General features: G+C 72.2%; 18 protein-coding genes and 1 pseudogene. 10 read left to right on the top strand and 9 right to left on the bottom strand.

Annotation, left to right across the window (positions count from 1 at the left end):
• Positions 1-29 precede the first annotated feature (29 nt).
• Positions 30-971, bottom strand: coding sequence for an aldo/keto reductase (locus tag J8N05_RS22965; RefSeq protein ID WP_210885443.1), 942 nt, complete (start codon positions 969-971; stop codon positions 30-32).
• A gap of 46 nt (positions 972-1,017) precedes the next feature.
• Between J8N05_RS22965 and pdxR the strand changes: the two genes are divergently transcribed.
• A complete protein-coding gene (gene pdxR, locus J8N05_RS22960; RefSeq protein WP_210885442.1) occupies positions 1,018-2,469 on the top strand; it encodes a MocR-like pyridoxine biosynthesis transcription factor PdxR in 1,452 nt (483 codons plus the stop codon).
• On the opposite strand, the gene J8N05_RS22955 is transcribed toward pdxR, so the two are convergent.
• Both J8N05_RS22955 and J8N05_RS22950 read right to left on the bottom strand, forming a co-directional pair.
• Positions 2,438-3,115 (bottom strand): 2-phosphosulfolactate phosphatase, encoded by a 678-nt coding sequence (locus J8N05_RS22955; RefSeq protein ID WP_210885441.1) that lies wholly within the window; start codon positions 3,113-3,115, stop codon positions 2,438-2,440. The genes pdxR and J8N05_RS22955 overlap by 32 nt on opposite strands.
• Positions 3,116-3,196: 81 nt before the next feature.
• On the bottom strand, positions 3,197-4,423 hold the full coding sequence (locus J8N05_RS22950; protein ID WP_210885440.1) for an MFS transporter: 1,227 nt from the start codon (positions 4,421-4,423) through the stop codon (positions 3,197-3,199).
• Between the two features lie 193 nt (positions 4,424-4,616).
• Here J8N05_RS22950 and J8N05_RS22945 point away from each other — a divergent pair.
• The 3 genes and pseudogenes from J8N05_RS22945 to J8N05_RS22935 all read left to right on the top strand — a co-directional run bounded on the left by J8N05_RS22945 (position 4,617) and on the right by J8N05_RS22935 (position 9,953).
• A pseudogene (locus J8N05_RS22945) lies at positions 4,617-5,434 on the top strand (IS5 family transposase).
• A 385-nt stretch (positions 5,435-5,819) separates the two neighbouring features.
• Positions 5,820-7,808 carry a serine/threonine-protein kinase gene (locus tag J8N05_RS22940; protein ID WP_210885439.1) on the top strand — a complete coding sequence of 663 codons (1,989 nt, stop codon included), beginning with the start codon at positions 5,820-5,822 and terminating at the stop codon, positions 7,806-7,808.
• 171 nt (positions 7,809-7,979) lie between these two features.
• On the top strand, positions 7,980-9,953 hold the full coding sequence (locus J8N05_RS22935; protein WP_210885438.1) for an FHA domain-containing protein: 1,974 nt from the start codon (positions 7,980-7,982) through the stop codon (positions 9,951-9,953).
• On the opposite strand, the gene J8N05_RS22930 is transcribed toward J8N05_RS22935, so the two are convergent.
• Positions 9,875-11,065, bottom strand: a complete 1,191-nt coding sequence (locus J8N05_RS22930; RefSeq protein WP_210885437.1) for a P1 family peptidase — start codon at positions 11,063-11,065, stop codon at positions 9,875-9,877. The genes J8N05_RS22935 and J8N05_RS22930 overlap by 79 nt on opposite strands.
• A 278-nt stretch (positions 11,066-11,343) precedes the next feature.
• On the opposite strand from J8N05_RS22930, the gene J8N05_RS22925 reads away from it, so the two are divergent.
• On the top strand, positions 11,344-12,252 hold the full coding sequence (locus J8N05_RS22925) for an oxygenase MpaB family protein (RefSeq protein WP_210885434.1): 909 nt from the start codon (positions 11,344-11,346) through the stop codon (positions 12,250-12,252).
• A gap of 222 nt (positions 12,253-12,474) precedes the next feature.
• Positions 12,475-14,502 (top strand): ATP-binding protein, encoded by a 2,028-nt coding sequence (locus tag J8N05_RS22920; RefSeq protein WP_247706412.1) that lies wholly within the window; start codon positions 12,475-12,477, stop codon positions 14,500-14,502.
• A gap of 43 nt (positions 14,503-14,545) precedes the next feature.
• Here the strand turns inward: J8N05_RS22920 and J8N05_RS22915 are convergent, their stop codons facing one another.
• Positions 14,546-15,820 (bottom strand): NAD(P)/FAD-dependent oxidoreductase, encoded by a 1,275-nt coding sequence (locus tag J8N05_RS22915; protein ID WP_210885433.1) that lies wholly within the window; start codon positions 15,818-15,820, stop codon positions 14,546-14,548.
• A gap of 288 nt (positions 15,821-16,108) precedes the next feature.
• Here J8N05_RS22915 and J8N05_RS22910 point away from each other — a divergent pair, with 288 nt between their 5' ends.
• The gene (locus J8N05_RS22910) at positions 16,109-16,579 is read left to right on the top strand and encodes an MSMEG_6728 family protein (RefSeq protein WP_210885432.1); all 471 of its coding nucleotides are present in this window, start codon (positions 16,109-16,111) and stop codon (positions 16,577-16,579) included.
• Positions 16,580-16,594: 15 nt separating this feature from the next.
• Here J8N05_RS22910 and J8N05_RS22905 read toward each other — a convergent pair whose 3' ends face one another.
• Positions 16,595-17,152: a TetR/AcrR family transcriptional regulator gene (locus tag J8N05_RS22905; RefSeq protein WP_210885431.1), complete on the bottom strand. Its 558-nt coding sequence runs from the start codon at positions 17,150-17,152 to the stop codon at positions 16,595-16,597.
• 112 nt (positions 17,153-17,264) lie between these two features.
• Here J8N05_RS22905 and J8N05_RS22900 point away from each other — a divergent pair, with 112 nt between their 5' ends.
• Positions 17,265-17,873 (top strand): TetR/AcrR family transcriptional regulator, encoded by a 609-nt coding sequence (locus tag J8N05_RS22900; RefSeq protein ID WP_210885430.1) that lies wholly within the window; start codon positions 17,265-17,267, stop codon positions 17,871-17,873.
• Positions 17,874-17,877: 4 nt separating this feature from the next.
• Here the strand turns inward: J8N05_RS22900 and J8N05_RS22895 are convergent, their stop codons facing one another.
• Entirely contained in the window at positions 17,878-18,624 is a 747-nt protein-coding gene (locus J8N05_RS22895) for a VOC family protein (RefSeq protein ID WP_210885428.1), read from the bottom strand.
• A 107-nt stretch (positions 18,625-18,731) separates the two neighbouring features.
• On the opposite strand from J8N05_RS22895, the gene J8N05_RS22890 reads away from it, so the two are divergent.
• The gene (locus tag J8N05_RS22890) at positions 18,732-21,212 is read left to right on the top strand and encodes an NACHT domain-containing protein (protein WP_210885427.1); all 2,481 of its coding nucleotides are present in this window, start codon (positions 18,732-18,734) and stop codon (positions 21,210-21,212) included.
• 26 nt (positions 21,213-21,238) lie between these two features.
• Here the strand turns inward: J8N05_RS22890 and J8N05_RS22885 are convergent, their stop codons facing one another.
• Positions 21,239-21,748, bottom strand: a complete 510-nt coding sequence (locus tag J8N05_RS22885; RefSeq protein ID WP_210885426.1) for a beta-class carbonic anhydrase — start codon at positions 21,746-21,748, stop codon at positions 21,239-21,241.
• A gap of 173 nt (positions 21,749-21,921) precedes the next feature.
• The gene (locus tag J8N05_RS22880; protein ID WP_210885425.1) at positions 21,922-22,326 is read right to left on the bottom strand and encodes a TIR domain-containing protein; all 405 of its coding nucleotides are present in this window, start codon (positions 22,324-22,326) and stop codon (positions 21,922-21,924) included.
• 206 nt (positions 22,327-22,532) lie between these two features.
• On the opposite strand from J8N05_RS22880, the gene J8N05_RS22875 reads away from it, so the two are divergent.
• Positions 22,533-23,597: an aldo/keto reductase gene (locus tag J8N05_RS22875; RefSeq protein WP_210885422.1), complete on the top strand. Its 1,065-nt coding sequence runs from the start codon at positions 22,533-22,535 to the stop codon at positions 23,595-23,597.
• Positions 23,598-24,392: the final 795 nt, after the last annotated feature.

The following is a 24,392-nucleotide window of genomic DNA, read 5'->3' as shown; positions in this document are numbered from 1 at the left end:
CGAGGCCGGCGTCGGCCGGACGCCGCGAGTCACATCGCGGAGTCCAGCCGTTCGCGCTGATCGGCGGTCAGGTCCAGTGACACCCCCGCGAACGCCTCGTCCAGTTGCCCGACCGTGCTGACCCCGACGATCGGCGTGACAGCCGGGCTGCCCCCGGTCAGCCATGCCAGCACCACCCGGTTGCGGTTCGTGCCGGTCTCGGCGGCTATCTCGTCCAGCACCGTGAGGCGTGCGGCGGTGCCCGGATGGCCGTACTCCGCGGGCAGGGGCTTGTCCGTGCGGGTGTAACCGCCTGCCAGCAGCGGCGTGTACGCCCACAGGGCCATGTCCGGGTGCTGCTCCAGGTAGTGGAGCACCTCGTCGGTGACCGCGCCGAACCGGTGCACCACGGAGGGCTGGGTCGCGGGGCGCGGTTGCAGATACGTGTAGTGCTGCTGCACCGCGGTGAAGCCGGTACCGCCGTTCGCCCGCGCGAGCTGCCGGGCCCGTTCGACCTGCCAGACAGGGTAGTTGGAGCAGCCGAGCTGGCCGACCGCGCCCGCGGACGCGAGCTCGTCGAAGGCGGCCACCGTCTCTTCCAGCGGTGTGGCCGGGTCGGGCTTGTGGGCCCAGTACAGCTCGACGTGATCGGTACCCAGCCTGCGGAGACTGCCCTCGATCCCGCTCTTCACGGCCCCGCCGGAGAGGCCTTCGGCCGTCTCCGGGAACCGTCCGGCCAGGGTCGGCTCGCAGCCCACCTTGGTGCTGATCCGGACGCGGTCACGGACGCCCGGGCGGCTCGCCAGCCAGCGGCCGAGCAGCGACTCGCTCTGGCCGCCGAATCCACTCGGATCCGCCCAGAACGAGTAGCAGTTGGCGGTGTCGATCCAGACACCACCGGCGTCCACGAAACGGTCGAGGAGCGCGAACGACCGTCGCTCGTCCGTGGTGGTGCCGAACAGCATGGCCCCGAGGACCAGGTTCTCCATCATGCCCCCGACGCTAGGCGGATTCGGATCGGCACTACGCTCCAATTCTGTGACCGATTCCCAGACCAATCTCGCGTGGGCGACCCTGCTGGACGTCGGACCGGCGGGCGTCGGTCCTGCGGGCGGCGGGCGGCGCCGACTGCACGATCGCCTGGCCCGCGCGCTGCGCACCGCGATCCGGGACGGCCGACTGACGGAGGGCGCCGCCGTGCCCCCGAGCCGCGCCCTGGCTGAGGAACTCGGCTGTTCGCGCTGGGTCGTGACGGAGGCGTACGGGCAGCTCGTCGCGGAGGGATACCTCCGCGCCCGGGTGGGCTCCGCCACGCGCGTCTCCTGGTCGCCCGACACCGCGCCGCCGCGCTCCCGTGCGCCGCGCGCACCGGCACGGCCACCGATCCGGTACGACCTCGCGCCCGGCCTGCCCGACCTGCGGGCCTTTCCCCGCCGCCGCTGGGCGGACGCCGTCCGGGCGGTTACCGGCTCGGCCGTCCACTACGACCTGGGCCTGCCCGACCCCGCCGGACACGCGGAGCTGCGTGGCACCCTCGCGCAGTACCTGCGGCGCTCGCGCGGCGCGGACGCACACGACGGGACCGTGTCGGTGTGCGCGAGCGTCACCGACGGTCTGGTACGCACCTGCCGGGCCCTGCGCGCCGAGGGGATCGCCGACCTGGCCGTGGAGGACCCGGGCTGGGCACGGCTGCGGGACGCCGCCACGAGCGCCGGTCTGCGCGTGCACCCGGTGCCCGTGGACCACGACGGCCTCCGCGTCGACGACCTCGCGCGGACGCCCGCCCGGGCGGTCGTCGTCGGCGCGGCGCACCAGTTCCCCACGGGGACGGTGCTGTCCCCGGCGCGCCGGGCACGGCTGGTGCGCTGGGCCCGCGAGGTGGACGGGTTCGTCGTGGAGGACGACTACGACGCCGAGTTCCGCTACGACCGCCGTCCGGTCGCCGTCATGCAGGGAATGGATCCTGGCCGGGTCTTCCTCCTCGGCTCGGTCAGCAAGACGCTGTCGCCGGCCCTCGGCCTGGGCTGGATGGTCGCGCCCGCCGCGATGACCCCGGTGCTCCGGGCGGCGAACCTCGTCGCCGCCGCGCCACCCGTCCTCGACCAGCTTGCGCTCGCCACCTTCATCGACCGCGGATGGTACGACGCCCATCTGCGCGCGGCGCGGCGGCGGTTCCGGACCCGCCGCGACCTGCTGGTGCGGACACTCGGCGAGCAGGTGCCGCAGGGGCGGGTCGCCGGCACCGCCGCCGGGCTGCACATCCTGCTGCACCTGCCGGACGACACCGACACGCGCGGGGCGGTCCGGGCGGCCGCCGCCGTGGGACTGCGGCTGGCGGACCTCGACGACTACCGCACGAACCCGCCCGCGGAACGGGCGCTCGTCCTCGGGTACGGCAACATCGGCGACACGGAGATCCCGCCGGCCGTCACGCTCCTGCGCGAGGCGCTGCGCGCGCCTACGGCATCGCGTGGGGGCGCAGGACCATGAGCGGACCCTCCGAGGTCGCGACCATGGCGAAGGGGAACCGGTCGAGCTCAAGGCAGAGCGCGACGTCGTCGGGATGGGCTCCCTGACGTATGCCCTCCGCCAGTTCGACGGCGGCGCGCGAGGCGGCGGCGCGGCGGAGGAAGTCCGCGGGATCGGTCCCGGCTCCGGTGGCCCGCCGGGCGATGTACTGGGCGCACGCCAGGTCCTCCTCGGCCCGCCCGTCCTCGCCGGTGACCACGAACGTGACACCGGCGGGGTCGTGCCTGCGCAGGAGCCGAGCCGTCGCCTCCGCCACCACGAAGCCGGCGCACAGCACCAGCCGCGCCCCCTTGACCGCGAGGGCGCCGACCGTCCCCGCCGTGGTCTTCTGTACGACGGTCCGGCCGGCGAGGTCGACGGACCGCAGCAGCCCCGGCGAGTTGACGGCGTCGAAGCCGGGCGCGGGCGGGCCGTCCTTGAGCGCCACCCAGTCCGGGTGACGGGCCTTGAGCGCCAGGGCCTCGTCCAGGGACGCGGCGAGAACGATCTTTTCCGCCCCCTGTGCAAAGGCCCAGGCGGCCACGGTGAAGGCACGCATGACGTCGACCACGACCACCACGGACGGGGTCCCGACCAGATCCGCGATGCCGGAGAAACGAGTGTCCATGCCGAGCATGATCGTGCATGTCGGACGCGGAACCCCCGGACCCCCCCGAACCCTCGCCCCCCGAACCCCCGGTCGCTCGGGCTAGGTGCGCTGGTGCTCCGCACCCTCTCCCGTCGGCGAGGCCTCGGCCGGTCCCACGGACTTCGTGATCGTCTCGGAGCGGGGGCCGCCCCGGTCCATGAGGCCCCCGGTGAAGGCGAGGCCCAGGCCCGCCACGGCGAGGGCCGCGCCGACCAGGTTGGGCGAGGCCCAGCCCCAGCCCGCCGAGATGACCAGACCGCCGAGCCAGGCGCCGCCCGCGTTGGCCAGGTTGAAAGCGGAGTGGTTGGAGGCCGCCGCCATGGTCGGCGCGTTCTTCGCCTTGGCCATGAGGAGCATCTGGACGGGCGTGGTGATGAGGGAGCCCATCGCCCCGATGACGGTGATCGTGATCAGGGCGGGCACGGTGCTGTGGACGGTGAAGTAGAACGTCACCAGCGCCGCGGCGAGGAGAGCGAGTCCCCCGTACAGCGTCGGTCGTAGTGCCCGGTCCGTGAGCGGGCCCGCGAGCAGGGTGCCGCCGGTCATGCCGACGCCGTAGAGCGCGAGGACCAGCGTGGTCGATGTGTCCGAGATGCCCGTCAGATGCGTGAGCATCGGCACCAGGTAGCTGTAGACGGCGAAGAACCCGCCGAATCCGACGACCGCCGTGGCCAGGCCGATCGCGACCTGCCGGTTGCCCATCGCCCGCAGCTCGTGCCGGATGCCGGACAGCTGCCCGCGTGGCTGGTGGGGGACGAAGAGGGCCAGCGCGACCAGGGCGATGAGGCCGATGACGGCGACCGTCCAGTAGGCGGAGCGCCAGCCCAGTTGCTGCCCGAGCGCCGTGCTGGCCGGTACGCCGACGATGTTCGCGACGGTCAGCCCGAGGAACATCTTCGAGACGGCGCGTGCCGCCCGGTCGGGAGCGACGAGCCGGGAGGCGACGACCGCTACCACGCCGAACAGCGCTCCGTGCGGCAGACCCGACAGGAAACGCGCGGCGAAGAGCAGGCCGAAGTTGGGGGCGAGCGCGGACGCGGCGTTGCCGATCACGAACAGGCCGCTCAGGAGCAGCAGGAGTCGTTTGTGGGGGACGCGCGCACCGATGCCCGTGAGCACGGGGGCGCCGACGACGACCCCGAGCGCGTAGGCGGAGACGAGATTGCCGGCCTGCGGCACGGACACGCCGACGCCGTCGGCGATCTGGGGCAGCAGTCCCATGGTGGCGAACTCGGTGGTGCCGATGCCGAACGCGACGACGGCAAGGGCCAGCAGGGCCAGGGGCATGGTGCGGGAGACCTTTCACAGACAGGGTCCGGTGGTGGGAGGCGAGGTAGGGCCCGGGAACGTTCCCGGTTCCCGTGGCCCGTCGCGCTGAGCACCATTGCCCGGCAGCCCCAGAACGGGGCAAGCCTATAAGAGGCCCTAACAGAAGCTGATGATCGTGTGACTATCGGCTTGATCGTTCGTTGGTCTTGTCGTGGCGAAGCGTGAGTCGCGGCCGTGGATCGTGTCGGATGAACTGTGGTCGCTGATTGAGCCGTTGCTGCCCGAGCCGGCACAGAAGCTGGTCGAGGGCAGACCGCGGGTGCCGGACCGGCAGGCGCTGTGCGGGATCCTGTTCGTGCTGCATACCGGCATCCAGTGGGAGTACCTGCCCCAGGAGCTGGGCTTCGGCTCGGGCATGACGTGCTGGCGGCGCCTTGCCGCCTGGAACGCGGCCGGGGTCTGGGACGCACTGCATCTGGTGCTGCTGAAGAAGCTGCGGGCGGCGAAGAAGCTGGACTGGTCGCGGGCGGTGATCGACTCCTCCCACGTGCGGGCGGCCCGGCGGGGCCCAAAAGCGGGCCCAGCCCGGTCGACCGCGCACGGCCGGGCAGCAAGCACCACGTCGTCACCGACGCCCAGGGCATCCCGCTCGCGGTGTCGCTGACCGGCGGAAACCGCAACGACGTCACGCAGTTGCTGCCACTGCTGGACAAGATCCCAGCGGTATCCGGCGTCGTCGGCCGATCCCGACGCAGACCTGATGCCCTGCTCGCAGACCGGGCCTACGACCACGAAAAGTACCGGCGCCTGCTCTGGGCCCGCGGCATCCGCCCCGTCATCGCCGAGCGAGGCGTCGAACACGGATCCGGCCTGGGCTCTTTGCGCTGGGTGGTAGAGCGCACGATTGCCTGGCTGCACGGCTTCCGCCGCCTGCGGATCCGCTGGGAGCGACGCGACGACATCCACGAGGCTTTCCTCGGCCTCGCCACCTGCCTCATCACCCACCGGCACGCACAACGCCTTTGTTAGGACCTCTAAGAAGGCCATAGGGCATCTGATCTAGGCGTTCAGTGCCCGGGGCGTGGCCGCGAGCCCGCCGTGACGCGCTGTTGCCCGCCGTGACGCACTGTGGTGCGAGGTGGTTGATCGTGACCGGACATCACCGACTGTGATCCACGCCCGCCGGCTCGAAGCGTGGTCCGAAGCGTCAACTGGTGCGCACTGAACAGATACGGACAAGATACGACTGGCGTTGTCCGAACGCGACTGGCGTCAGGGCTAGACTGCAGCAACCGAACGGCCCCTGTCCTGCGTGTAGTTGATAGCTGAAAGCACCTGGGTGGTGAGAGGTGCCGATCGGACAGAACATGTCCGGGCGCTCATTCATGCCCAAAGACAAGGGAGATTGGCCCCGATGCACCACGAGGACGCAGTGTCTCCGGACGAGAGCCCGGAGCGGCTGATCGCCGACCGCTACCGCCTGCTGTCCGCCCTCGGTGAGGGCGGCATGGGAACCGTGTGGCGCGCTCGCGACGAGGTGCTGCGCCGTGAGGTCGCCATCAAGGAGGTGCGCGCCCCCTCCGGACAGTCGGCCGAGAAGATCCAGCGCATGTACACCCGGCTGGAGCGGGAGGCGTGGGCCGCGGCGCGTATCACCGCCCCCAATGTGATCACCGTCCACGACGTGGTCACCGACGGTGACCGCCCGTGGATCGTGATGGAGCTGGTCCGTGGCCGCTCGCTCGCGGAACTGATCAGAACCCAGGGCGCGTTGACCCCGCAGGAGACCGCGCGGATCGGCGCCGAGGTGCTGAGCGCGCTGCGTGCCGCGCACGCCGCCGATGTGCTGCACCGTGACGTGAAACCGGCCAACGTCCTGCTGGCCGAGGACGACAGGGTGGTCCTCACCGACTTCGGTATCGCCATGGTCGTCGGCGACACCGCGCTCACCATGACCGGCGAGGTGGTCGGTTCCCCCGAGTACCTCGCACCGGAACAGGCCCTGGGCCGCGCCCTGGGTCCCGCCACGGACCTGTGGTCCCTCGGTGTCCTGCTCCACACCGCCGTGCAGGGCCGTTCGCCCTTCCGGCAGGACAGCGCCCTGGGCACCCTGCGTGCCGTCGTCGACGACGAGCCGCCGTCCCCGCACCGGGCCGGTCCTCTGACCTCGGTCATCGAGGGGCTCCTGCGCAAGGACCCCGCCGAGCGGGCCTCCGCCGAGCAGACGGCGCGGGACCTGCGCCTCATAGCCGCCGGCGGCACGCCCGACGCCGACGTCACGGCGACGGACTCCACACCTGCGGTGACCGTCGCCGGCGCGCAGCCCTCCTCGTCGGACCTCACCTCGGACGTCACCCTCGACGCGCCCACCGAGGATCCGCGCCTCGCGACGCGGGTCTCGTCCTCGGACGCCGCGGCGACGCGAACCGCCGCGACGCGAACCGCCGAGACCGAGGCCGCGGCAGCGCGGACCGCAGCCACGGAAGCCGCGGCGGCACAGTCCGCGGTGACGCACGCCGCAGGGGCGCGGAGCGCGGCGACCGAAGCCACGTCGGCGGCGACCGCCGACGCGCGGACCGGGGACGTACACGCGAAGGCGCAGCCCGCCGCCGCGGGCGGTACGTCGGAGACCGTCGTCGACGCGCCCGCCGGGCAGGCGCAGAGCTCACCGCAGGTCTCACCCTTCGACGTGACGGCTACGAGCACGACCGGCCCCGTCGCCCCCACCGCCCCCGTCGGCACCTTCGGGCCCGCTCAGCCGGCAGCGGCGCTCACACCGCCGCAGCCCCAGCCGGCGTACTCGCTCCCGACGGCGAGCGGCCCGGTCACCACGGAGACGCCCGCCCCCGCCCGGTCGGGGGGCAAGCGCAAGGGCTACCTGCTGGTGGCGCTGGCGACCGTGTCCGCCCTGCTGCTGGGCGGACTGGGCTACGCCCTGACGCGTGACGACGAGGACCGGGCGGACGGCAAGAACCCCGGCGCGGAGACGAGTTCCTCCGCGCAGCAGGCACAGAACGGTTCGCCCACCGCGGACGCCGACGGCAACGGCTCGGGCGCCGAGGGACAGCCGCCGGTCACGGTGAAGGTCACGGGGACGAACACGACGTACGCGGGGAGCTGCCCGCCGCCCCAGGGGGAGGCACCCGCGTTCACGGCCACCTTCGAAGTGACGGAGCTGCCCGTGCGGTTCACCTACCGATGGGTCTCGGCGGAAGGGTCGGTGGTCGACAAGACGTGGCGGGCGCTGACCTTCTCGGAAGGCGGGCCCCGCACCCACCAGGAGACGATCCGTGTGACGACGTACGCGCAGGAGGGGACGCTGGCGAGTGCGATGGGCGTGGAGATCAAGTCGTCGCAGCAGACCATCTCCGACACGGTGCCGTTCACGCTGACATGCGAGTGACGGTCCGAGCGGCGGCCGTGCACCCTCGGCGCACCGCCGCCCGCTGACCGGCCCGGTGCGGCCCGACCGTACCCGGGTTCCCTGCTTGTGATGGTCCAGTTGGCCCTCGTGCCGGATCGGCCGCCCGGTGCGGCCGGGCCCGGCACCGGGGCATGTCTGCTAGGAGTTTGAGTGTCGTCGGTCATCGTGGGACGCACGGGTCCCTTCAGCGGTCAGAGCGTGGTGCTGGGCACCGCTGCCCTGCGGTTCGGTCGCAAGAGCGACAACGATGTGATCATTGTCAGCACCAGCGCTTCACGGCTGCACGCCGAGATCGTCGTGGAGGACGACGCGTTCGTCCTCCACGACCGCAACAGCAGGAACGGCACCTACGTCAACGAGCGGCGCATCACCCGGCACCCGCTGGCCCCGGGTGACGTCATCCGGATCGGCGACGAGACCTTCCTGTTCGAGACGCAGGAGGCGCTGGAGACGGTCATGGACCTCTCCCAGCTCGACGTGCCGCGTCCCACGGCCCTGGCGAACCCCAGCGCGCTCCGCGTCACCATCGCCGGCGGGGGCCCGGTCGGCCTCGCCTTCGCCCTGCTGCTCGAAAACGCCCTGCAGGGACGGGTGTTCATCACCGTCTACGAGGGGCGGTGGGTGAAGAACGGTACGACGGTGGCCTGGAAGGACGAGACGCTGGGCAACGTCCGCCGCCAGCAGGTCGTCACCATCCAGAGCCGCCAGTACCTCGCGCTGACCGAGGAGATGCAGTCCGCGCTGTTCGCCGAGGGGCAGCACTTCTCCGAGATGTGGCCCGTCGGGCCCGACTCCGTCGACGGCCGGCCTCCCCGCAACATCCGGATCGCCTACGTCGAGGACAAGCTGCTGGAACTGGCCAACAGCAAGTCCGCGATCCGGCTCGTGCCCAAGCGCTTCGACCCCTCGGAGCACGAGCACCGGGTCGCCAACGACCATGTCCTGGCGATCTGCGACGGCGGACGGTCCCGCACCCGCGAGCACTACGCCGACCGCTTCGGCGCGGCCGACGCGTCCATCTACTCCCTCGACGGCGAACACCTCCAGGACGTGGTGCTGGGGCTGCGCGTCAAGTCGCCGCTCACGGACCGGATGAGCGTCCTGCTCACCGTGTCGCAGAACAGGTTCCTGCTCAACTCGCTGCGCGGCGAGGGCTTCTTGAACATGAGGCTCACCCGCGAGGAGACCAAGGCCGTGATCGGCATCGATCCCGTCCGGCAGGTCTTCGAGGAGTGCATCGCCGCCCGTCCCTGCGTGATGAGCCGCCACGAGGACAACGAGTTCGTCTGTCCCACCCACGGCACCCTCTTCCTGCCCGCCCTGCTGCGCGGCTCGCACCTGTGGAAGCGGATCCGTGAGGGCCTCAAGCTGTTCGGTGTGGCCGAGGACGACCTCAGCGCCATCACCTCGTTCCGGCTGGACATGGTGCAGCGCCCCAGGTTCACGGCGCAGCTCACCCGCTCCACCGCGACGACCCCGGGAACGTACGGCTTCCTGCTGGGCGACGCCGCCAACGCCATCCACTTCTGGCCGGGGCGCGGTCTCAACAGCGGTCTCGCCTCCGCCGTTTCGCTGGCCCGCTCGCTCAGCCGCACCTGGCAGGGCCGGCCGTTGCGGGACGCCGACTTCATCCGGCACGAGGCCGCGATGTCCATGCTGCAGTACCGGCACAAGAGCCGCGCGTGGAACGCCATGGTCACCACCGACGAACAGGGCGCCACCCGCGCGATCAAGGACATCATCGCCCGCAGCATGGAGCAGGGCGAGTCTCCGGTCGCCGCCATGGCACAGGCCGGCGGTTCCGAGGCCGAGGCCGAGGCCGAGCAGCCCGACCTGGACGCGCTGCTTGAGCGCATGCGCGCGATACGCGACCGGCTGGAAACCCGCCTTCCCGGCATGCCCTCCGACGAGGAACTGCGCGAACACCTCGCCACGCTCGCCCCGTCGACCCTGCGGACGCTCCAGGAGAGCGGTGCGTGGGACACACTGATCGTCGGCGGCGAGGAGGCCGACATCGACCTCTTCTACCAGGAGGACGCCCCCATCTACGCACCCCGGCCCGCGGACCCGCGTGTGACGGGACCCGACTCGGGACCGGGTCCGGTGGCCCTCGACCGGGCTTGAGAGCCTCCCGCGGCGCCCGGGTCTCCTCGGCCCAGCAGGGCGAGGAGGGGTGCCGCGGGCAGGGGGTGGCGGGTGTGGCCGTACGGCCCCGTGGTCGTGGTGGCGGTGAGCAGCGAGTTGAGGACGGCCTCCTCGACGGCGTCGAGGACGGCGACGAAGAGGGGGTCCAGCCGGTCGTCGGGCACCACGGCGGGCCCCGCGGGCGTGCCCAGGGGACGCGTGCCGAAGGCGAGGCCGTAGTCGCCGCTGCCGTGTCCGTACGCGGCGCCGACCCTGGCGAGTCCGTAGACGGCGCGCCGGGCGAGGCGGGTCAACTGGCGGGCGTCCAGCGGCGCGTCGGTGGCGACCACGACCATGCAGGAACCGGCCTCGGGCGCGGTGCTCGTGGTGGAGTCCGGGTCCGCGGTCGGTACGCCGACGTCGGCGGGCGTGACCGCACGGCCCGACACCCGCAGTGTGCCGCCGAAGTTGGCCTGGACGAGCACCCCGAGTGTCACGTCCCGGCCGGCCAGCGGTACGCGTCGTGACGAGGTGCCGATGCCGGCCTTGAACCCCAGCGCGGTCATCCCGGTGCCCGCGCCGACGCCGCCCTCGGCGACCGGCCCGCCGCACGCGGTGTCGAGCGCGGCCCGGACGTGTTCCTCGCGGACCGGACGTGAGCGGATGTCCGACAGGAGACCGTCGTTGCATTCGCCCACGACCGGGTTCAGGCTCCGCGCGGCAGCCCCCTCGGGCCGCTCCAGGACCCAGCCGACCAGGGCGTCCGCGACCCTGAAGGCGGACAGGGTCGAGGTGAGGAGCACCGGGGTCTCCAGCGCGCCGAGTTCGGCGAGCTGCGTGGTGCCGAGCAGCTTGCCGTAGCCGTTGCCCGCGAACACCCCGCCGGGCAGCGGGCTGCCGGGGCCCACCCCGTCCGGCACGATCGCGGTGACACCGCTGTGCACGCGCGGCGGCCGGACGAGCGTGGTGTGCCCGACGCGGACCCCGGGCACATCGGTGAGGGCGTTGTGCGTTCCCGTGGGCAGATCACCGACGGAGAGCCCCAGCTCACGGGCCCTGCGGGGGCTGCTGGCGCTGACGGACGGGGACGGTTCGGACGGTGACTCGCGCATGTCGGCACGCTATCGGGACGGCGTACGTCCCGGACCACTAGGCCTGCCGGACCGCTCCGCTGTCCGCGACACGCCCGGGACACGCCCCGGCGCGCCGCCCGCGCGGATTTTGCGTACGGGTGCGTCCGAACGGGGCCGCAGTCCGGAATCAGGAGTGGGGAGTGGACCCGACAGCCGCCGGACGGAACCGGTGGGGGCGGGTGCCGGCCCCACCGGGCGCGGGTACCGCGTGCTACGCGCGCCCGCGAGCAACCGCCCGACAGGAGAACACGTCACCGATGAAACCGAACAGACCATCCCGGGTCGACGGACTGCGGGAACGCCTGGGCAGCGGGCTCTTCGCCCGGGTGGCGGGACCCGAGGGCCCGCGCAACCGCGCCCGCATCCACGACACGCCGGGGCCGCGCTGGTTCGGCCCGGAGCGCCCCGTCCGCCGGGTGCACGGGGACGCGTCGATGTTCATCGGGGGTCTCTCGGCCCTGCTCCTCCAGTCGCTCCATCCCCTCGCCATGGCCGCGGTGGCCGCCCACTCCGGCTTCCGCGGCGACCCGTGGGGCAGGCTCCAGCGCACCAGTACGTTCCTGGCGACCACGACGTACGGCACCGCCGAGAGCGCACAGCTGGCCTGTGCGCAGGTGCGCTCGGTCCACGAACGGGTGTCCGGGGTGACGGCCGAAGGACTCGCCTACCGTGCGAGCGACCCGCACCTTCTGGCCTGGGTCCACGTCGCGGAGGCCGACAGCTTCCTGCGCGCCCACCAGCGCTACGGGCGCCACCCGCTGACGCCCGCGGAGTGCGACGGGTACGTCGCGGACATGGCGCGCGTCGCCGCCGCGCTGGGCGTCGTCGATCCCCCGCGCGACCGGGCGGAGCTGGCGGAACGGCTCGACGCGTACCGCCCGGAACTGAGGGCGACCGCACAGACGCGCGACGCCGCACGCTTCCTGCTGCTGAACCCGCCGCTGCCGCTGCTCGCCCGGCTCCCGTACGGGGTGCTGGCCGCGAACGCGGTGTCCCTGCTGCCCGCCTGGGCCACCACGGAACTCGGCCTGCCCCGGCTGGCGGTGGCCGAGAACCTGTGCGTACGGCCGCTCGGCTCGGCCATGACGTCGGCCGTGCGGTGGGCCATGACACCGCCGCCTGCCGCCGCCACGGCTCCGGCCGCGACCGTGACCGCGGCGGACTGAGGGGACCGATCCGAGATGTGGCGCCGATGCCGGACCTGGCGCATGCCGCGCAAGAGACGCGTCGCATCCCGAGTGGCGGAGGCATGACCCCCTAGGGGCGCGGGGAACTGCGCGACAAGCCCCCACCGGCCCGCACCCGCAAACGGACCCCTACACGCACCCCACCCCACCCCCAACCACACAAGCCACGCGCACGCGCTACGCACATGAAAGACGGTCACCGTGCTGAGGAACCTGCCTGAGCCCCCTGACGAACTCGTCGGACGACACCGGGAACTGGCCCGCGTCGCCGACGCACTGGACCGGCACCGCCTGGTCGTCCTCACGGGTGTGGGCGGCGTGGGCAAGAGCCGGCTCGCGCTGCACGCGGCGCAGCAGGTGATGCGTACCGGCACCAGAGGAGTCGCCTGGGCCGACCTGTGGCCGCTCACGAACCCCCGCCTCCTGCTCGCCACGGTCGCCGACGCCCTCGACTTCGCCGACCACGCGACGGCCGAGCCCCTGGACGCGCTGTGCGCATGGCTGGCGGGCAAGGACGTCCTGCTGGTGCTGGACTCGTGCGAGCACCTCTCGGCGGCCTGCCGCGACCTCCTCACCCGCCTCCTCGACGACTGCCCGGGAGTGACCGTGCTGGTCACCAGCCGGGAACCGCTGGGGATGGACGGCGAGCACCGGATCGTCGTGGAGCCGCTGCCACCGGCCTCCGACGCCGTGGAACTCTTCTGCCGGCGTGCGGCGGTGACGGGAACCGGCCCGCTGGGCCCGGAGGACGTCCTGATCGCCGCCCGGCTGTGCCGGCGGCTGGAAGGCATCCCGCTCGCGCTGGAACTGGCGGCGGGCCAGCTGGCCCACCACACGCTCGACGAGGTCGAGGAACTCCTGCGGGCCCGCCTGGACCTCTCCGCGCAGCACTCGGTCCGCGCGGGACGCGTGCACTTCCGGCAGCGGACGCTGCGCACCGCGATCGGCTGGAGCCACGAGCTGTGCGAGCCCCCGGAGCGTCTGCTGTGGGCCCGGTTCTCGGTGTTCCGGGACGCCGTGGACGCCGACGCGGTGCGCGCGGTGTGCGCCGACGAGACCCTGCGCGCCGCGGACGTCGAGCGGGCGCTCGCCGGCCTGGAGCGCAAATCCGTCGTGGCCCGCGTGGACGGCCGCTTCCGGATGCTCGACACGCTGCGCGAGTACGGCCGTATGTGGCTCGGAGAACTCGACGAGACCGAAGTACTGGCCCGGCGCCACGCCGCCTTCTTCCTGCGCCGTGCCCGGCGGGCCCACGCCGACTGGCTGGGCCCGACGCAGATCGACGCGTACCGCTGGATCTCCGCGGCCCACTCCGACCTGTGCGCCGCGCTCGACCACTTCCTCACCAGCCGGCCGCAGCAGGCCCTCGAACTGGCCGGGCTGCTGGGCTTCTTCTGGAGCTGCTGCGGTCACCTGCGGGAGGCCACGGGCTATCTGGAGGAGTCCCTGGCACTGACGGAGGAGCCGGGAGCTGTGCGGACCCGCGCCCTGTGGTCCCTGGGTGTCGTCCGGGTGCTGTGCGGCGAGCACGACGCGGCGCAGCGGCTCGCCCTGGCCTGCCAGCGGCAGGCCGCCGCCCAGGAGGATGTCGAAGGGGCGTTGCACGCCGCCTATCTGCAGGGGCTGGTCCATCTGCTGCGGGGCCGTCCGATGGCCGCGCGGTTCGTCGTCGACGCGGCCCTGAGAAGTGCTGATGGCGGGCCCTTCGCCTCCGTGGGCCGTGTGCTGTGCCGTCTGATCCGCGTCTTCGCCATGACGGGCGAGGGCCTGCGCGACGAGGCCCGCCGTGAGGCCGGTGAGCTGCGCCGGGACTGTGTCGTACGCGGCGAGTGGTGGACCCGGTCGTACGCCGAGTACCAGTTGGCGCTGCTCGCGCTGTTCGAGGATCGTGCGGAGGCGGCCGTGGAACACGCGGCCGCCATGCTCGACGGCAAGCGTCGCATCGGTGACAGCTTCGGCATCGCCCTCGGCCTGGACCTGCTCGCCTCGGCGCTCGCCGCGCAGGGTGCCGGCGGGCCCGCGGTCGCCGCGTACGGGGCCGGCGAGAACTACTGGGCCGCCGTCGGCCATCCGCAGCGGGGCACTCCGGAGCTCGGACCGGTCCGGGACCAGTACGAGTCGACGGCCCGCTCCCTGCTGGGCGACTCCGCGTACGACAAGGCCCTGCTCGTCTCGGTGCTCCGCGACCCCGAGTCGGTGCTCCAGGAACTCCTGGACAGCACCGGCTGAGGGACGGCGGCGACGGCTGGGCGAGAGGAGCCCGGGACGGCGGCTACCGGCCGAGGTCCCGGGCCACCTCACGGGCCGCCCGGGCGCCCGAGGCCAGCGCGCCCTGTACCGATCCGGTGGCCCGGTGGTCTCCGCACACATAGCGGCCGGGTGCGACGCGGGAGGTCCGGCTGAGGGGCTGCGGGGGCGCCATGACCGGCAGCGCGTCGGGCACGGTACGCACGGTCAGCAGGTCCCAGCCACCGGTGTCGGCACCGTACGCGTCGGCCAGTGCCGTCCGGACCTCCCGCTCACGGCCCTGTGTGTCCTCGCCGAGCACCGAGGTCGCGACCAGGGACCTGCCCGCGGGCGCGTAGGAGGGGACGACCTCGCTGAGGACACAGGAGTTCAGGAATCGTCTGCGGGTGTCGGTGACAAGGGTGGGCTCGGGGAGCGGGGAACGTGCCGTGGCGTGGTAGTACGTCGTCACCACGCGGTACGCCGGAACGTCGAGGTCCGGCAGCAGACCTGCGGCCGGACCGGGGCCGGTGGCCACCACCACGGCGCGGGCCGGGAGTTCGGTGCCCGTGGCCAGTTCGACTCCGTCGTCCGTGAGCCGGGCGACCGGGGTGTCCAGACGTACGGTCGCCCGGGGGAGCGCGGCGGCGAGCGCGCGCGGGACCGCTCCGATGCCCTCGCCCGGCAGACACAGCGTGCCGCGCAGCATGCTGCGCCAGACCAGGTGGAAGACGCGTTCCGAGGTCTCCAGCTCGTCCTCCAGGAAGACGCCGGAGAGGAAGGGCCGGAAGAAACGCTCGACGAACTCCTCGGAGAACCCCGCCGCCGCGAGCGCGGTCCGCGTGGTGCGGTCCTCGCCGCGTTCACGTTTCAGCAGCCGTACGGGCGCGAGCATGTCCCGGGCCGACAGGGTGCCCAGCGCGATGAGATCGCGGGTGCCCGCCAGACGTCCGGGACGCAGGTCGCGCAGAGCGTGTGTCGGGGAGGGCATGTGGGGGGTGCGCGGCCTGCGGGTCGGGTCGCTGAAGCGCAGCGGTCCGTCCTCGGTGTGCACGAGGACGCCCGGGGTGAAGGGCCTCAGCCGCAGTTCGCGCAGCGGCAGCCGTCGGCGGACCTGCGGGTAGGCGGTGTTGAAGACCTGGAAGCCGCGATCGACGACGAAGCCTTCGTGACGGTCCGAGCGCATCCGCCCGCCGACCTCGTCGGACGCCTCCAGGACCCGAACGTCGAGACCGACGTCCACCAGGTCGCGGGCGCAGGCCAGCCCGGCGAGCCCTCCGCCGACCACCAGGACATCCGGTTCTCCGCGAGTAGCGGCCATGGGCACTCTCCTTGTTCGGCATGCGGCGTGTGACCGGCGGCGTGCGACGTCCGGCGTCCGGCGTGTGACGTCCGGCTCGTGACGTCCGGCGTGTCGCGTGGAATCCGCCGACGTGGCCGCCGTCGGCACCCCGACTCCGCGTACCCGCGCACGCACGTTCCACAACCGATCTTCCAGCGGCAGCACACGGACGGATGCGGGACGCGCTGAGGGGACGGGCCGGGAGGGGGACGGGCCGGCGGGGGAGCGGGCCGGTACGGGAACGGCCTGCCGCGGTAGGCATGCCGTGTGCAGACCTTTCTTCCGTACCCCGGCTTCACGCGGTCCGCCGCGGTCCTGGACCAGGCGCGCCTGGGCAAACAGCGGGTCGAGGCCCTCCAGGTGCTGCGCGGCCTGACCGTGCCCGGCTACGGCTGGCGGCACCATCCCGCGGTACGGATGTGGATCGGTTACGAGGAGGCACTGGTCCGGTACGGCCTGGACGTGTGTGCCGTGTGGGTGGCGGAGGGACGTGCCGACACCTGTGCCACCACGCTCGTCACCGACTTCGGCCTGGCCCGTCCGGGGACCGCCGTCCGTGCCCAGGAGGACCTCGCCGACGACGGGGAACTGCCGCCCTGGCTGGGAGACCCCGATTTCCACCGCAGCCACCAGTCGGCGCTGCTGCGCAAGGCGCCCGAGGTCTACACCCCGTTGTTCCCGGACGTTCCCGACGACCTGCCCTACCTGTGGCCCGCCTCCGACCGCGTCACCTCGTAGGGAGAGCCGCGTACGTCATCGCCGCGCGTCGGCGCGCAGGCCGTCGATGATGACGGTGAGCATCCTCGTACCGCGCTCCGGGCACGGGGTGCCGCCCTCCGGCCTCCAGAGGCAGGACCCCAGCGCGAGGACCTCCTCCGCCTCGGCGTCCGGTCGTACCTGCCCCGCCTCCTTGCCCGCACGGAGCAGCAGGTCCACGGCGGCGACGACCGGAGGGTGCTGCCGGCCGGCACGGGTGGCGGCCTCCACGGCCGAAGACGCCCCGCCGCCGGCGCGACCGTCGGCGGCCAGGCGTTCGAACCAGCGGCGCAGGGCTTCGAGCGGCCCGTGCTCGCGCAGCAGGAGCGGAGCGGCGGCGACGAGCGCGTCGAGCTCGTCGCGGTAGACGGCCAGCAGCAGGGCCTCGCGGTCGGGGAAGTGGCGGTACATCGTTCCCTGGCCGACGCAGGCCGCCCTCGCGATCGCCTGGAGGCTCGCCGAGGGGTCGCCGGCGAAGGCGGCGTGCGCGGCCTCGATGATGCGGGCGCGATTCTCCTGGGCGTCCGCTCGCGGCGCACGACGAGGGGTTCGCATCGTCCGACGCCTCCCGTTCCGGTCTCCGGCATGCCTTCGGGGCAAGCGCCGCCGACAGCGCATTCTTATGTACTTGTTGGTCGTCTGACAAGTTTCTTGTAGGGTCCGTCTCATGACCACCGCCCGCCGCACGCAGAAACAGCGCCGTGAAGAGGCCGAAGCCGCACTGCTCACGGCTGCCGCCGAACTGGTCGACGAACAGGGCGTACGCGCGCTGACGCTGGCGGGCGTGGGGGAGCGCGCCGGTTACAGCCGCGGACTCGTGACCCACTACTTCGGGTCGAAGCAGGCACTCGTCGAACGCCTGGCCCGCTCGGCCCAGTCCGGATTCGTACCCGGACTGGACGGCCTGCCGCCCGGTCTTGACCGTCTCCTGCGGCTGATCGACGGATACATCGGCGGACTCGGCCGCATGGGCGTGCTGAACAGGGTGTTCCTCAAGCTCTGGACCGAGTCCGCGACGGCGACGGAACTGACTCAGCTCTTCCGCGAGCGGAACGAGGCGTTCCATGCGGACCTGTACGAGGACATCGCCGCCGGGATCGCCGACGGCACGATCCGCCCCGCCGTGGCACCGGACGAGACGGCGATCGCGATCGTCGCGCAGCTCCGGGGGATCGGCATGCAACGGCTGATCGATCCCGAACGCGTCGACACGGAACGTCTGCGGACTCAGGTCACGGGGCTGTGGCGTACAGCGCTGGAGCAGCCGACCGTTTGACGCTTCATGTGCGGGACAGGACGCAGAATTCATGGCCCTCCGGGTCGACCAGGCACGTCCACGGGACGTCCCCCTGGCCGACGTCGAGGTCCGTGGCGCCGAGGGCCCGCAGCCGGGCCACCTCCGCCGCCTTGTCGTCACCGGGGCCCGGCACCAGGTCGAGATGGACGCGGTCCGGCACCGTCTTCACATCGGGCGAGCGGAGGAACTCAAGATACGGACCGACACTCTCGGGGGAGCGCCACACCGCCTGGTCGTCGGTCACGCTCCGGAGGGTCCAGTTCATCGCCTCGCCCCAGAACCGGGCCATGGCCGGCGGATCCGCGCAGTCGACGACCACCGCGGCGATCGGCCCGGTGTCCCGGTAGATCTCCCGGGGCTCCAGCACACAGAACTCGTTGCCCTCCGGGTCGGCGAGGACCGTCCACGGCACCTCGCCCTGGCCCACGTCGGCGGGCGTCGCGCCGAGAGCCCTGAGGCGCGCGACCAGTTCCGCCCGGTGGGCCTCGGAGGTGGTGGCGAGATCGAGGTGCACACGGTTCTTCGTCGACGACTTGGGCTCGGGTACGGCGATGACGGAGATGCAGACGGCGCCACTGTTCGGGTCCAGCCAGTCGAAGCCGGCGGGTTGGGCGGCGGTCGCGCCCGATCGCCCGCTCGTGACACGCCAGCCGAGGGCCTCGCCCCAGAACCGGCCGACCGCCGAGTCGTCGACGGCCTTGATGTTCACCAGAACAGGTCGCAGAGTCATGCGGGCGATCCTATGCACCCGCCCCGCGGCGACCCGTTTCACCCGCTCGGATGGAACAAACGCGGAACCGCACCTGTACGGGGTCGTGCTGCGCAAGTCTTCGTCGGGTGAGCGAAGTCGTCCCCAGGTCGCGCGTACGGCGGGCCGGGATCGTGTACCTGGTCCTGTTCTTCGGCGGCGTCCTCGGGGCGCTCGTCGTCGCCCCGCGCCTGGACGACCCCGCCACCGTGGTCGCGGCCCTGCTGCCGACCGGTGCCGGTGCCTACCTCGCCTGGTGCGCCTACCGGGCGGAGCGCGCCGAAGCCGCGGTGGACGACCCCGGCGCCGTCGCGGACCGGCTGGCCGTCGCCGTGATGCGGCAGTGGGAGAACGAGGCCCGCACGCGGCGGCTGGCGGAGCCGTATCCGCTGCCCGTCTCCTGGCGCGGCGCGGACCCGGACTTCGCGACCACCGAGGAGTCGGGACGGCTGGCCGGACGCGACGGGGAACTCGGCGCGCTCTTCGCCGAACACCTTCCCCACCGGCGTCTGCTCGTGCTCGGTAACCCCGGGTCGGGCAAGACCATCCTGCTCGTCCGGCTCCTCCTCGACCTGACGGAGCGTCGCGCGCAGGGGGATCCGGTCCCCGTGCTCTTTCCGCTCGCCTCCTGGGACCCTGCCACCGAGGAACTGCGGGCGTGGATGGAGCGCAGACTGATCCAGGATCACGCGGACCTGGCCGAGGCGGCGCCCGGCGCGTACGGGGACAGCACCCTGGCCGGGATGCTCCTGGAGCGGCGGCTCGTCCTGCCGGTGCTGGACGGCTTCGACGAACTCCCCTCCGAAGCGGGCGCGTTGGCGCTGCACCGCATCGCCGCGGCACTGTCGTACGGCTGCGGTCTGGTGCTGTCCAGCCGCCCGCGGGAGTACCTGGCCGCGCTACGGCCGCGTACCGGCGTTCCGGCACGGCCGGCCGGGCTGGCCGGCATCCGGCTCGACCCGCTCGACGGGCGGAGCGTCGCGGACTACCTCCTGCACGACGCGGGCGGGGCCGGTACTCCCGCGGCGGAGCGCTGGGCGCCCGTGGTGGCCGCGCTCGGCACCGACGCGCCGGTGGCACAGGCACTCACCAGCCCGCTGATGGTGTCCCTGGCCCGGTCCGTGTACAACCCTCGCCCCGGCGAGGAGGACGGACAACTGCCTGACCCGGCCGAGCTGTTGCGGCGCCCGACGAGGACCGCCGTCGAGCACCACCTCCTCGACGCGTTCGTCCCCGCCGCCTACCGGCCGCATCCGCGCCGCCCGAGCCGATGGACCGCGGCCCAGGCACGCGACACGCTCGGCTTCCTGGCCCGGCGCATGGAACAGGGGCGCGACGGCGCGGCCGAGCTGGCCTGGTGGCGCCTGCACCACGCGGTCCCGACCGTGCTTCCGCGGGTCCTGGCCGGCGTACTGCTGGGCACGCTCGGCTGGCTGGTCGAGGGCTCGATGATGGAACTGATCCACCACTTCGCCCCACAACTGCCCGCCACACCGCACTGGGAGGAACGCGGCGGGCTCGGCGTCGTGGCGGCGGGAATGTGCGGCGGACTGGCGGGCGGCCTCGTCGCGGGCGTCACGGTCACCCTGCTGTGCGCGGCGGCCGCCGCTCCGGACACGACCGTCGCACTCGTACTGCACCGGCTGGGCGACGGCGGCGCGCTGGCGCTCGTCGGCGTGATCATCTCCGGGTTCGCCTTCGGCCGCAGGCTCGCGGTCCGCCGCCCCTCCTCGTGGAACCGGCGCGCCCTGGCGACCGGCATCGTGGCCGCGAGCTGTTACGCGCTGGGGTTCGGCAACGGTTGCGGCACCGTCAGCGCCCTCCTGTACGGGCTCCTGGCGGCAGCCGTGGTCGGGGACGGACCGCGTACGGAGGCCGCTCGCCCGGCGGTCCGGGTGCGCTGGCACTGGAGCGCCGGGGGTGTGTGCCGGGGACTGCTCGGCGGAATGCTGCTGGGCGCCGGAGTCCTGCTGGAGGGCCTGTTCGCGGACGTGCTTTCGGGCGGCGCGGACCGCGTGTACATCGCACCCGCCGATCCGGTCGCGGCGGCCTGGGGCGCCGGGCAGGTGAGCGCGGTCTTCGCGGTGGCCTGCCTGCTCATGCACGCCCTGCGCACCGTGCCCGTCGAACTCGGTGCAGCGGTCGACGGACGGACCCTGCTGGCCAGCGACCGCCGCATGCTGAGCACCTGCGTGGTGACGGCGGTGGTCGTCGGCGTCGTGGTGATCGGCACCCAGGGCTGGTGCGCCGCGCTGTGGGGCTCGACAGGCGTATGGGGCGCGAACCCCAGCGACGGGCGACTGTGGGTGTACGCGGTCGGGCTGGTCCCGGCCCTGCTGGCGGGACTGGCGATCGGCATGCGGCAGGCGGCCTGGAGCCGGTACGCGGTCGCCCGTCTGTACCTGGCGGTCCAGGTCCGCCTGCCCCTGGACCTGCTGGCCTTCCTCGCCGACGCGCACGAGCGGCGCGGTGTGCTGCGCCGGGTCGGCGCGGTCTACCAGTTCCGGCACATCGAGCTGCAGCACCGGCTGGCCGAGGCGGACACCCCCGTAGGGCGTACGGGGGAGTAGTGGCCCCGGCCCGCGCGGAGGACTCCTCAGGCGGCCTCGCCCGGGTGGGCGGCGACCTCGTGGAGCCGGCCGGTGGCGACGTCGAAGACGAATCCCCGCACGGCGTCGGTGTAGGGCACGAAGGGGTTCGCCGTGATGCGGCGGATGGACTGCCGCACATCGTCCTCCAGATCGGAGAAGGCCTCCGCCGACCAGGCCGGTCGGATGTCCGTTTCCTTTTCGATCTGCCGCTTGAATTCGTCGTCGGTGAACGTCAGCATGCCGCAGTCGGTGTGGTGGATGAGGATGATCTCGCGTGTCCCCAGCAGGCGCTGGCTGATCGTCAGAGACCGGATGGCGTCGTCGGTCACGGCGCCCCCGGCGTTACGGATCACATGGGCCTCACCGTTGGCGAGCCCGAGAATCTCGTAGATGTTCAGGCGCGCGTCCATGCAGGCCACCACCGCCAGGTGACGGGACGGCGGCAGGGGAAGCGGCCCCTCGAAGGAAACCGCCTGGGAGGCGTTGTTGCTCAGGTACTCATCCGTCACGGACATGATGGTGCTCGCTTTCGATGGGAACCGACCCCGGAAAGATAACGGCAGCAAATTCGAACATTGAAGGCCGACGGGCGACATGCCATACGACTGCAATGCGACAGGCGGACGCCTGCCGCGCAGACGGAACCGGCCTGCTGGGCTCGACGACGCCCGAAGCCACCGCGAGAAGGTCAGGCGCCGGGCGGTGAGGCACCGGGATCGACATCGGGGTGCGTGAACCGCACGGGCTTGCCCAGCGACCGGGCGTAGGCGATCTCGGCCCGGGTGCTGTCTCCGATGTAGTCGCCGACCACGAGCACTTCGTCGGCGAGCCGGATCTTCGCCCGGTGCAGATCGCCGAGGCGCACCTTCAGCGCCTCGGCCTCGACAGGATCGGACCAGAACTCGTGCGGCGACTTCATATCACAGCCCGGTTTGACGACGATCTTTCCGGCTTTGGTCTCGCGAAGATCGGCCTCGTTCATCCCGGTCATGAAGCGGGTGGAGCCGCAGATCGCGACGATACGCGGGAGGCCCAACAGCTTCTTCGCCTCGGCGAGCCTCTCCTCGGGGGTGAGCAGGTGCGGGGACGACACTGGTTCCTCCTGGTGGTGTGGTCCGCATCCGGGCCCTGGCGGACGGACAGGCCCCGGGTGCATCTCCAGGTCCGTGCGCATGGGTGCCGCGCACCCAGGATGAGTGCTGCCTGGTTGGTGTGGGTGGGGTGCGGCAGCTTGGTCGTGCGGGGCGGGCGGGGCGTTCCGTGGTGACGGACATGCGGTTGTCGAGACAAGGATCTTTCATGCGCTACACACTTCTGGGCCGTTCCGGTATTCGCGTCTCCGAGTTCGCGCTCGGCACCATGACCTTCGGTGAGGACTGGGGCTGGGGCGCGGCGCCCGAGACCAGCGCGAGGCTGCTGGACATCTACGCGGACGCGGGCGGGAACTTCATCGACACCGCGAACGTGTACACCGGCGGCTCCTCCGAGTCGATCGTCGGCCGTGCGCTCAAGGGGCGGCGCGACCGGTTCGTACTGAGTACCAAGTACACGGCGCAGACCGTCCCCGGCGATCTGAACACGGCGGGCAATCACCGCAAGAACCTGGTCACGTCCCTTGAGGCGAGCCTGCGGCGGCTGAACACCGATCACGTCGACGTGCTCTGGGTGCACGCCCGCGACACCCTCACCCCGCTGCCCGAGCTGATGCGCGCGCTGGACGACCAGGTCCGCGCCGGCAAGGTGCTGCACGTCGGCGTCTCGGACTGGTCCGCGTGGGAGATCGCCCAGGCGAACACCCTCGCGGAGTTGCGCGGCTGGTCGCCCTTCGTCGGCGTGCAGTTGCGCTACAACCTGCTGGCCCGTTCGGTCGAGTCCGAGTTGACGCCGATGGCCCAGGCGCACGATCTGGCCGTCGTGGCGTGGGGCCCGTTGGCCGAGGGACGGTTGACCGGCAAGTACCTGGGCGGCTCCGAAGGGCGGCTCACCCGCGGGGGATGGGACTTCAGCGGCGAGCGGGGCGACCACATCGTCCGCGAGGTCGTCGCCGTCGCCGACGCCGGCGGCTGGACCCCCGCGCAGGTCGCGTTCGCATGGCTGCGCTCACGACCCGGCACTGTCGTCCCGCTGCTCGGGGCGACCAGCGAGGAACAGCTGACGACCAACCTCGCCGCCGTCGACGTCGTCCTCGACGACGACGCGCTGAGCCGGCTCGACGAGATCAGCATGCCGGAACTCGGCTTCCCCCACGACGTGATGGCGGGCGAGGACATGATCGGCCTCGTCTACGGAGACAGGTGGCGGCAGGTCGTCGACCGCCGCCGCGCCTCGCGCCGCCCCGTCAACGACAACGAGAAGCTCGCGTGAGGGAGTGACCCGTATACGCGCCAGGGAAGTGCGCCCCGTGCGCTCCGGGCGGGATTCGGCCGAAGTCGGTGCCGGCCCGGCCGGGTGACCGACGGTACGGGGAGGTCGGTCACCCGGCACGGCGCCGAACGCCCCGACCGTTCGCGCCGTCTTCGAATGAAATGTTCCGCTTTTTTACGGCCATGCTTGTGAGGCCGCCGCGGGCAATCTCTGCGCAGGTGAGAGGAGTTGCGGCCGATGGGCGCTCAAGGGGAGTTCCAGATTCTACGCAATCGGCTGTTTAGCCATCTGCTCCCGGGGCACGCGTGGGGGCGGCGAAGCAGACCGGACCATCGCCGAGGCGTTTGGTTCGGGCTGCTCGCGGACAATGCGCAATGGCTTGCCGATATGCCCTCCACCGGAACTCGGGGGGTTGCTCTCGGTTGACCCGCCATGAAGACTGTCGCCGGGTTCGACGGGGTCGAGGATATTCGCCCCGGTTATGGCCGCTCGGCCCGGCGGCAATGAACGGACCCGCGTGTGTCGACAGAACGTCAGGCCCCACCCAAAGGCCCGGCATACACGAGGTAAAGGCAAGGGGAGGTCACCGCGCGAACGCTGCGCGGTACGTTCACTCACCGGAGATGTGTGATGTCAGTGATTCGCGCACGACGAGTCCCGCCGATTGTTCAGCGGTGGGCATGGAGCCGTTACGGTCCGCGTCACATCTGTTGACGCGTATGCACGCGTACCACTGAAGCCGTTGATGCGAGGCACACGGCCGTACGGGCCGGCCATACCCGAGCCGGTGACCGA

The organism is Streptomyces liliiviolaceus, from assembly GCF_018070025.1.
In the GTDB taxonomy this organism is placed as follows: domain Bacteria; phylum Actinomycetota; class Actinomycetes; order Streptomycetales; family Streptomycetaceae; genus Streptomyces; species Streptomyces liliiviolaceus.
The sequence above is the reverse complement of the archived record's forward strand: the minus strand, read 5'-3'. Positions and strand labels throughout refer to the sequence as shown.

Coding starts and splice junctions, on each gene's coding strand:
- J8N05_RS22965 (WP_210885443.1), bottom strand. CDS start 971: ATGATGGAGAACCTGGTCCTCGGGGCCATGCTGTTCGGCACCACCACG.
- J8N05_RS22955 (WP_210885441.1), bottom strand. CDS start 3,115: ATGGACACTCGTTTCTCCGGCATCGCGGATCTGGTCGGGACCCCGTCC.
- J8N05_RS22950 (WP_210885440.1), bottom strand. CDS start 4,423: ATGCCCCTGGCCCTGCTGGCCCTTGCCGTCGTCGCGTTCGGCATCGGC.
- J8N05_RS22940 (WP_210885439.1), top strand. CDS start 5,820: ATGCACCACGAGGACGCAGTGTCTCCGGACGAGAGCCCGGAGCGGCTG.
- J8N05_RS22930 (WP_210885437.1), bottom strand. CDS start 11,065: ATGCGCGAGTCACCGTCCGAACCGTCCCCGTCCGTCAGCGCCAGCAGC.
- J8N05_RS22925 (WP_210885434.1), top strand. CDS start 11,344: ATGAAACCGAACAGACCATCCCGGGTCGACGGACTGCGGGAACGCCTG.
- J8N05_RS22915 (WP_210885433.1), bottom strand. CDS start 15,820: ATGGCCGCTACTCGCGGAGAACCGGATGTCCTGGTGGTCGGCGGAGGG.
- J8N05_RS22905 (WP_210885431.1), bottom strand. CDS start 17,152: ATGCGAACCCCTCGTCGTGCGCCGCGAGCGGACGCCCAGGAGAATCGC.
- J8N05_RS22900 (WP_210885430.1), top strand. CDS start 17,265: ATGACCACCGCCCGCCGCACGCAGAAACAGCGCCGTGAAGAGGCCGAA.
- J8N05_RS22895 (WP_210885428.1), bottom strand. CDS start 18,624: ATGACTCTGCGACCTGTTCTGGTGAACATCAAGGCCGTCGACGACTCG.
- J8N05_RS22885 (WP_210885426.1), bottom strand. CDS start 21,748: ATGTCCGTGACGGATGAGTACCTGAGCAACAACGCCTCCCAGGCGGTT.
- J8N05_RS22875 (WP_210885422.1), top strand. CDS start 22,533: ATGCGCTACACACTTCTGGGCCGTTCCGGTATTCGCGTCTCCGAGTTC.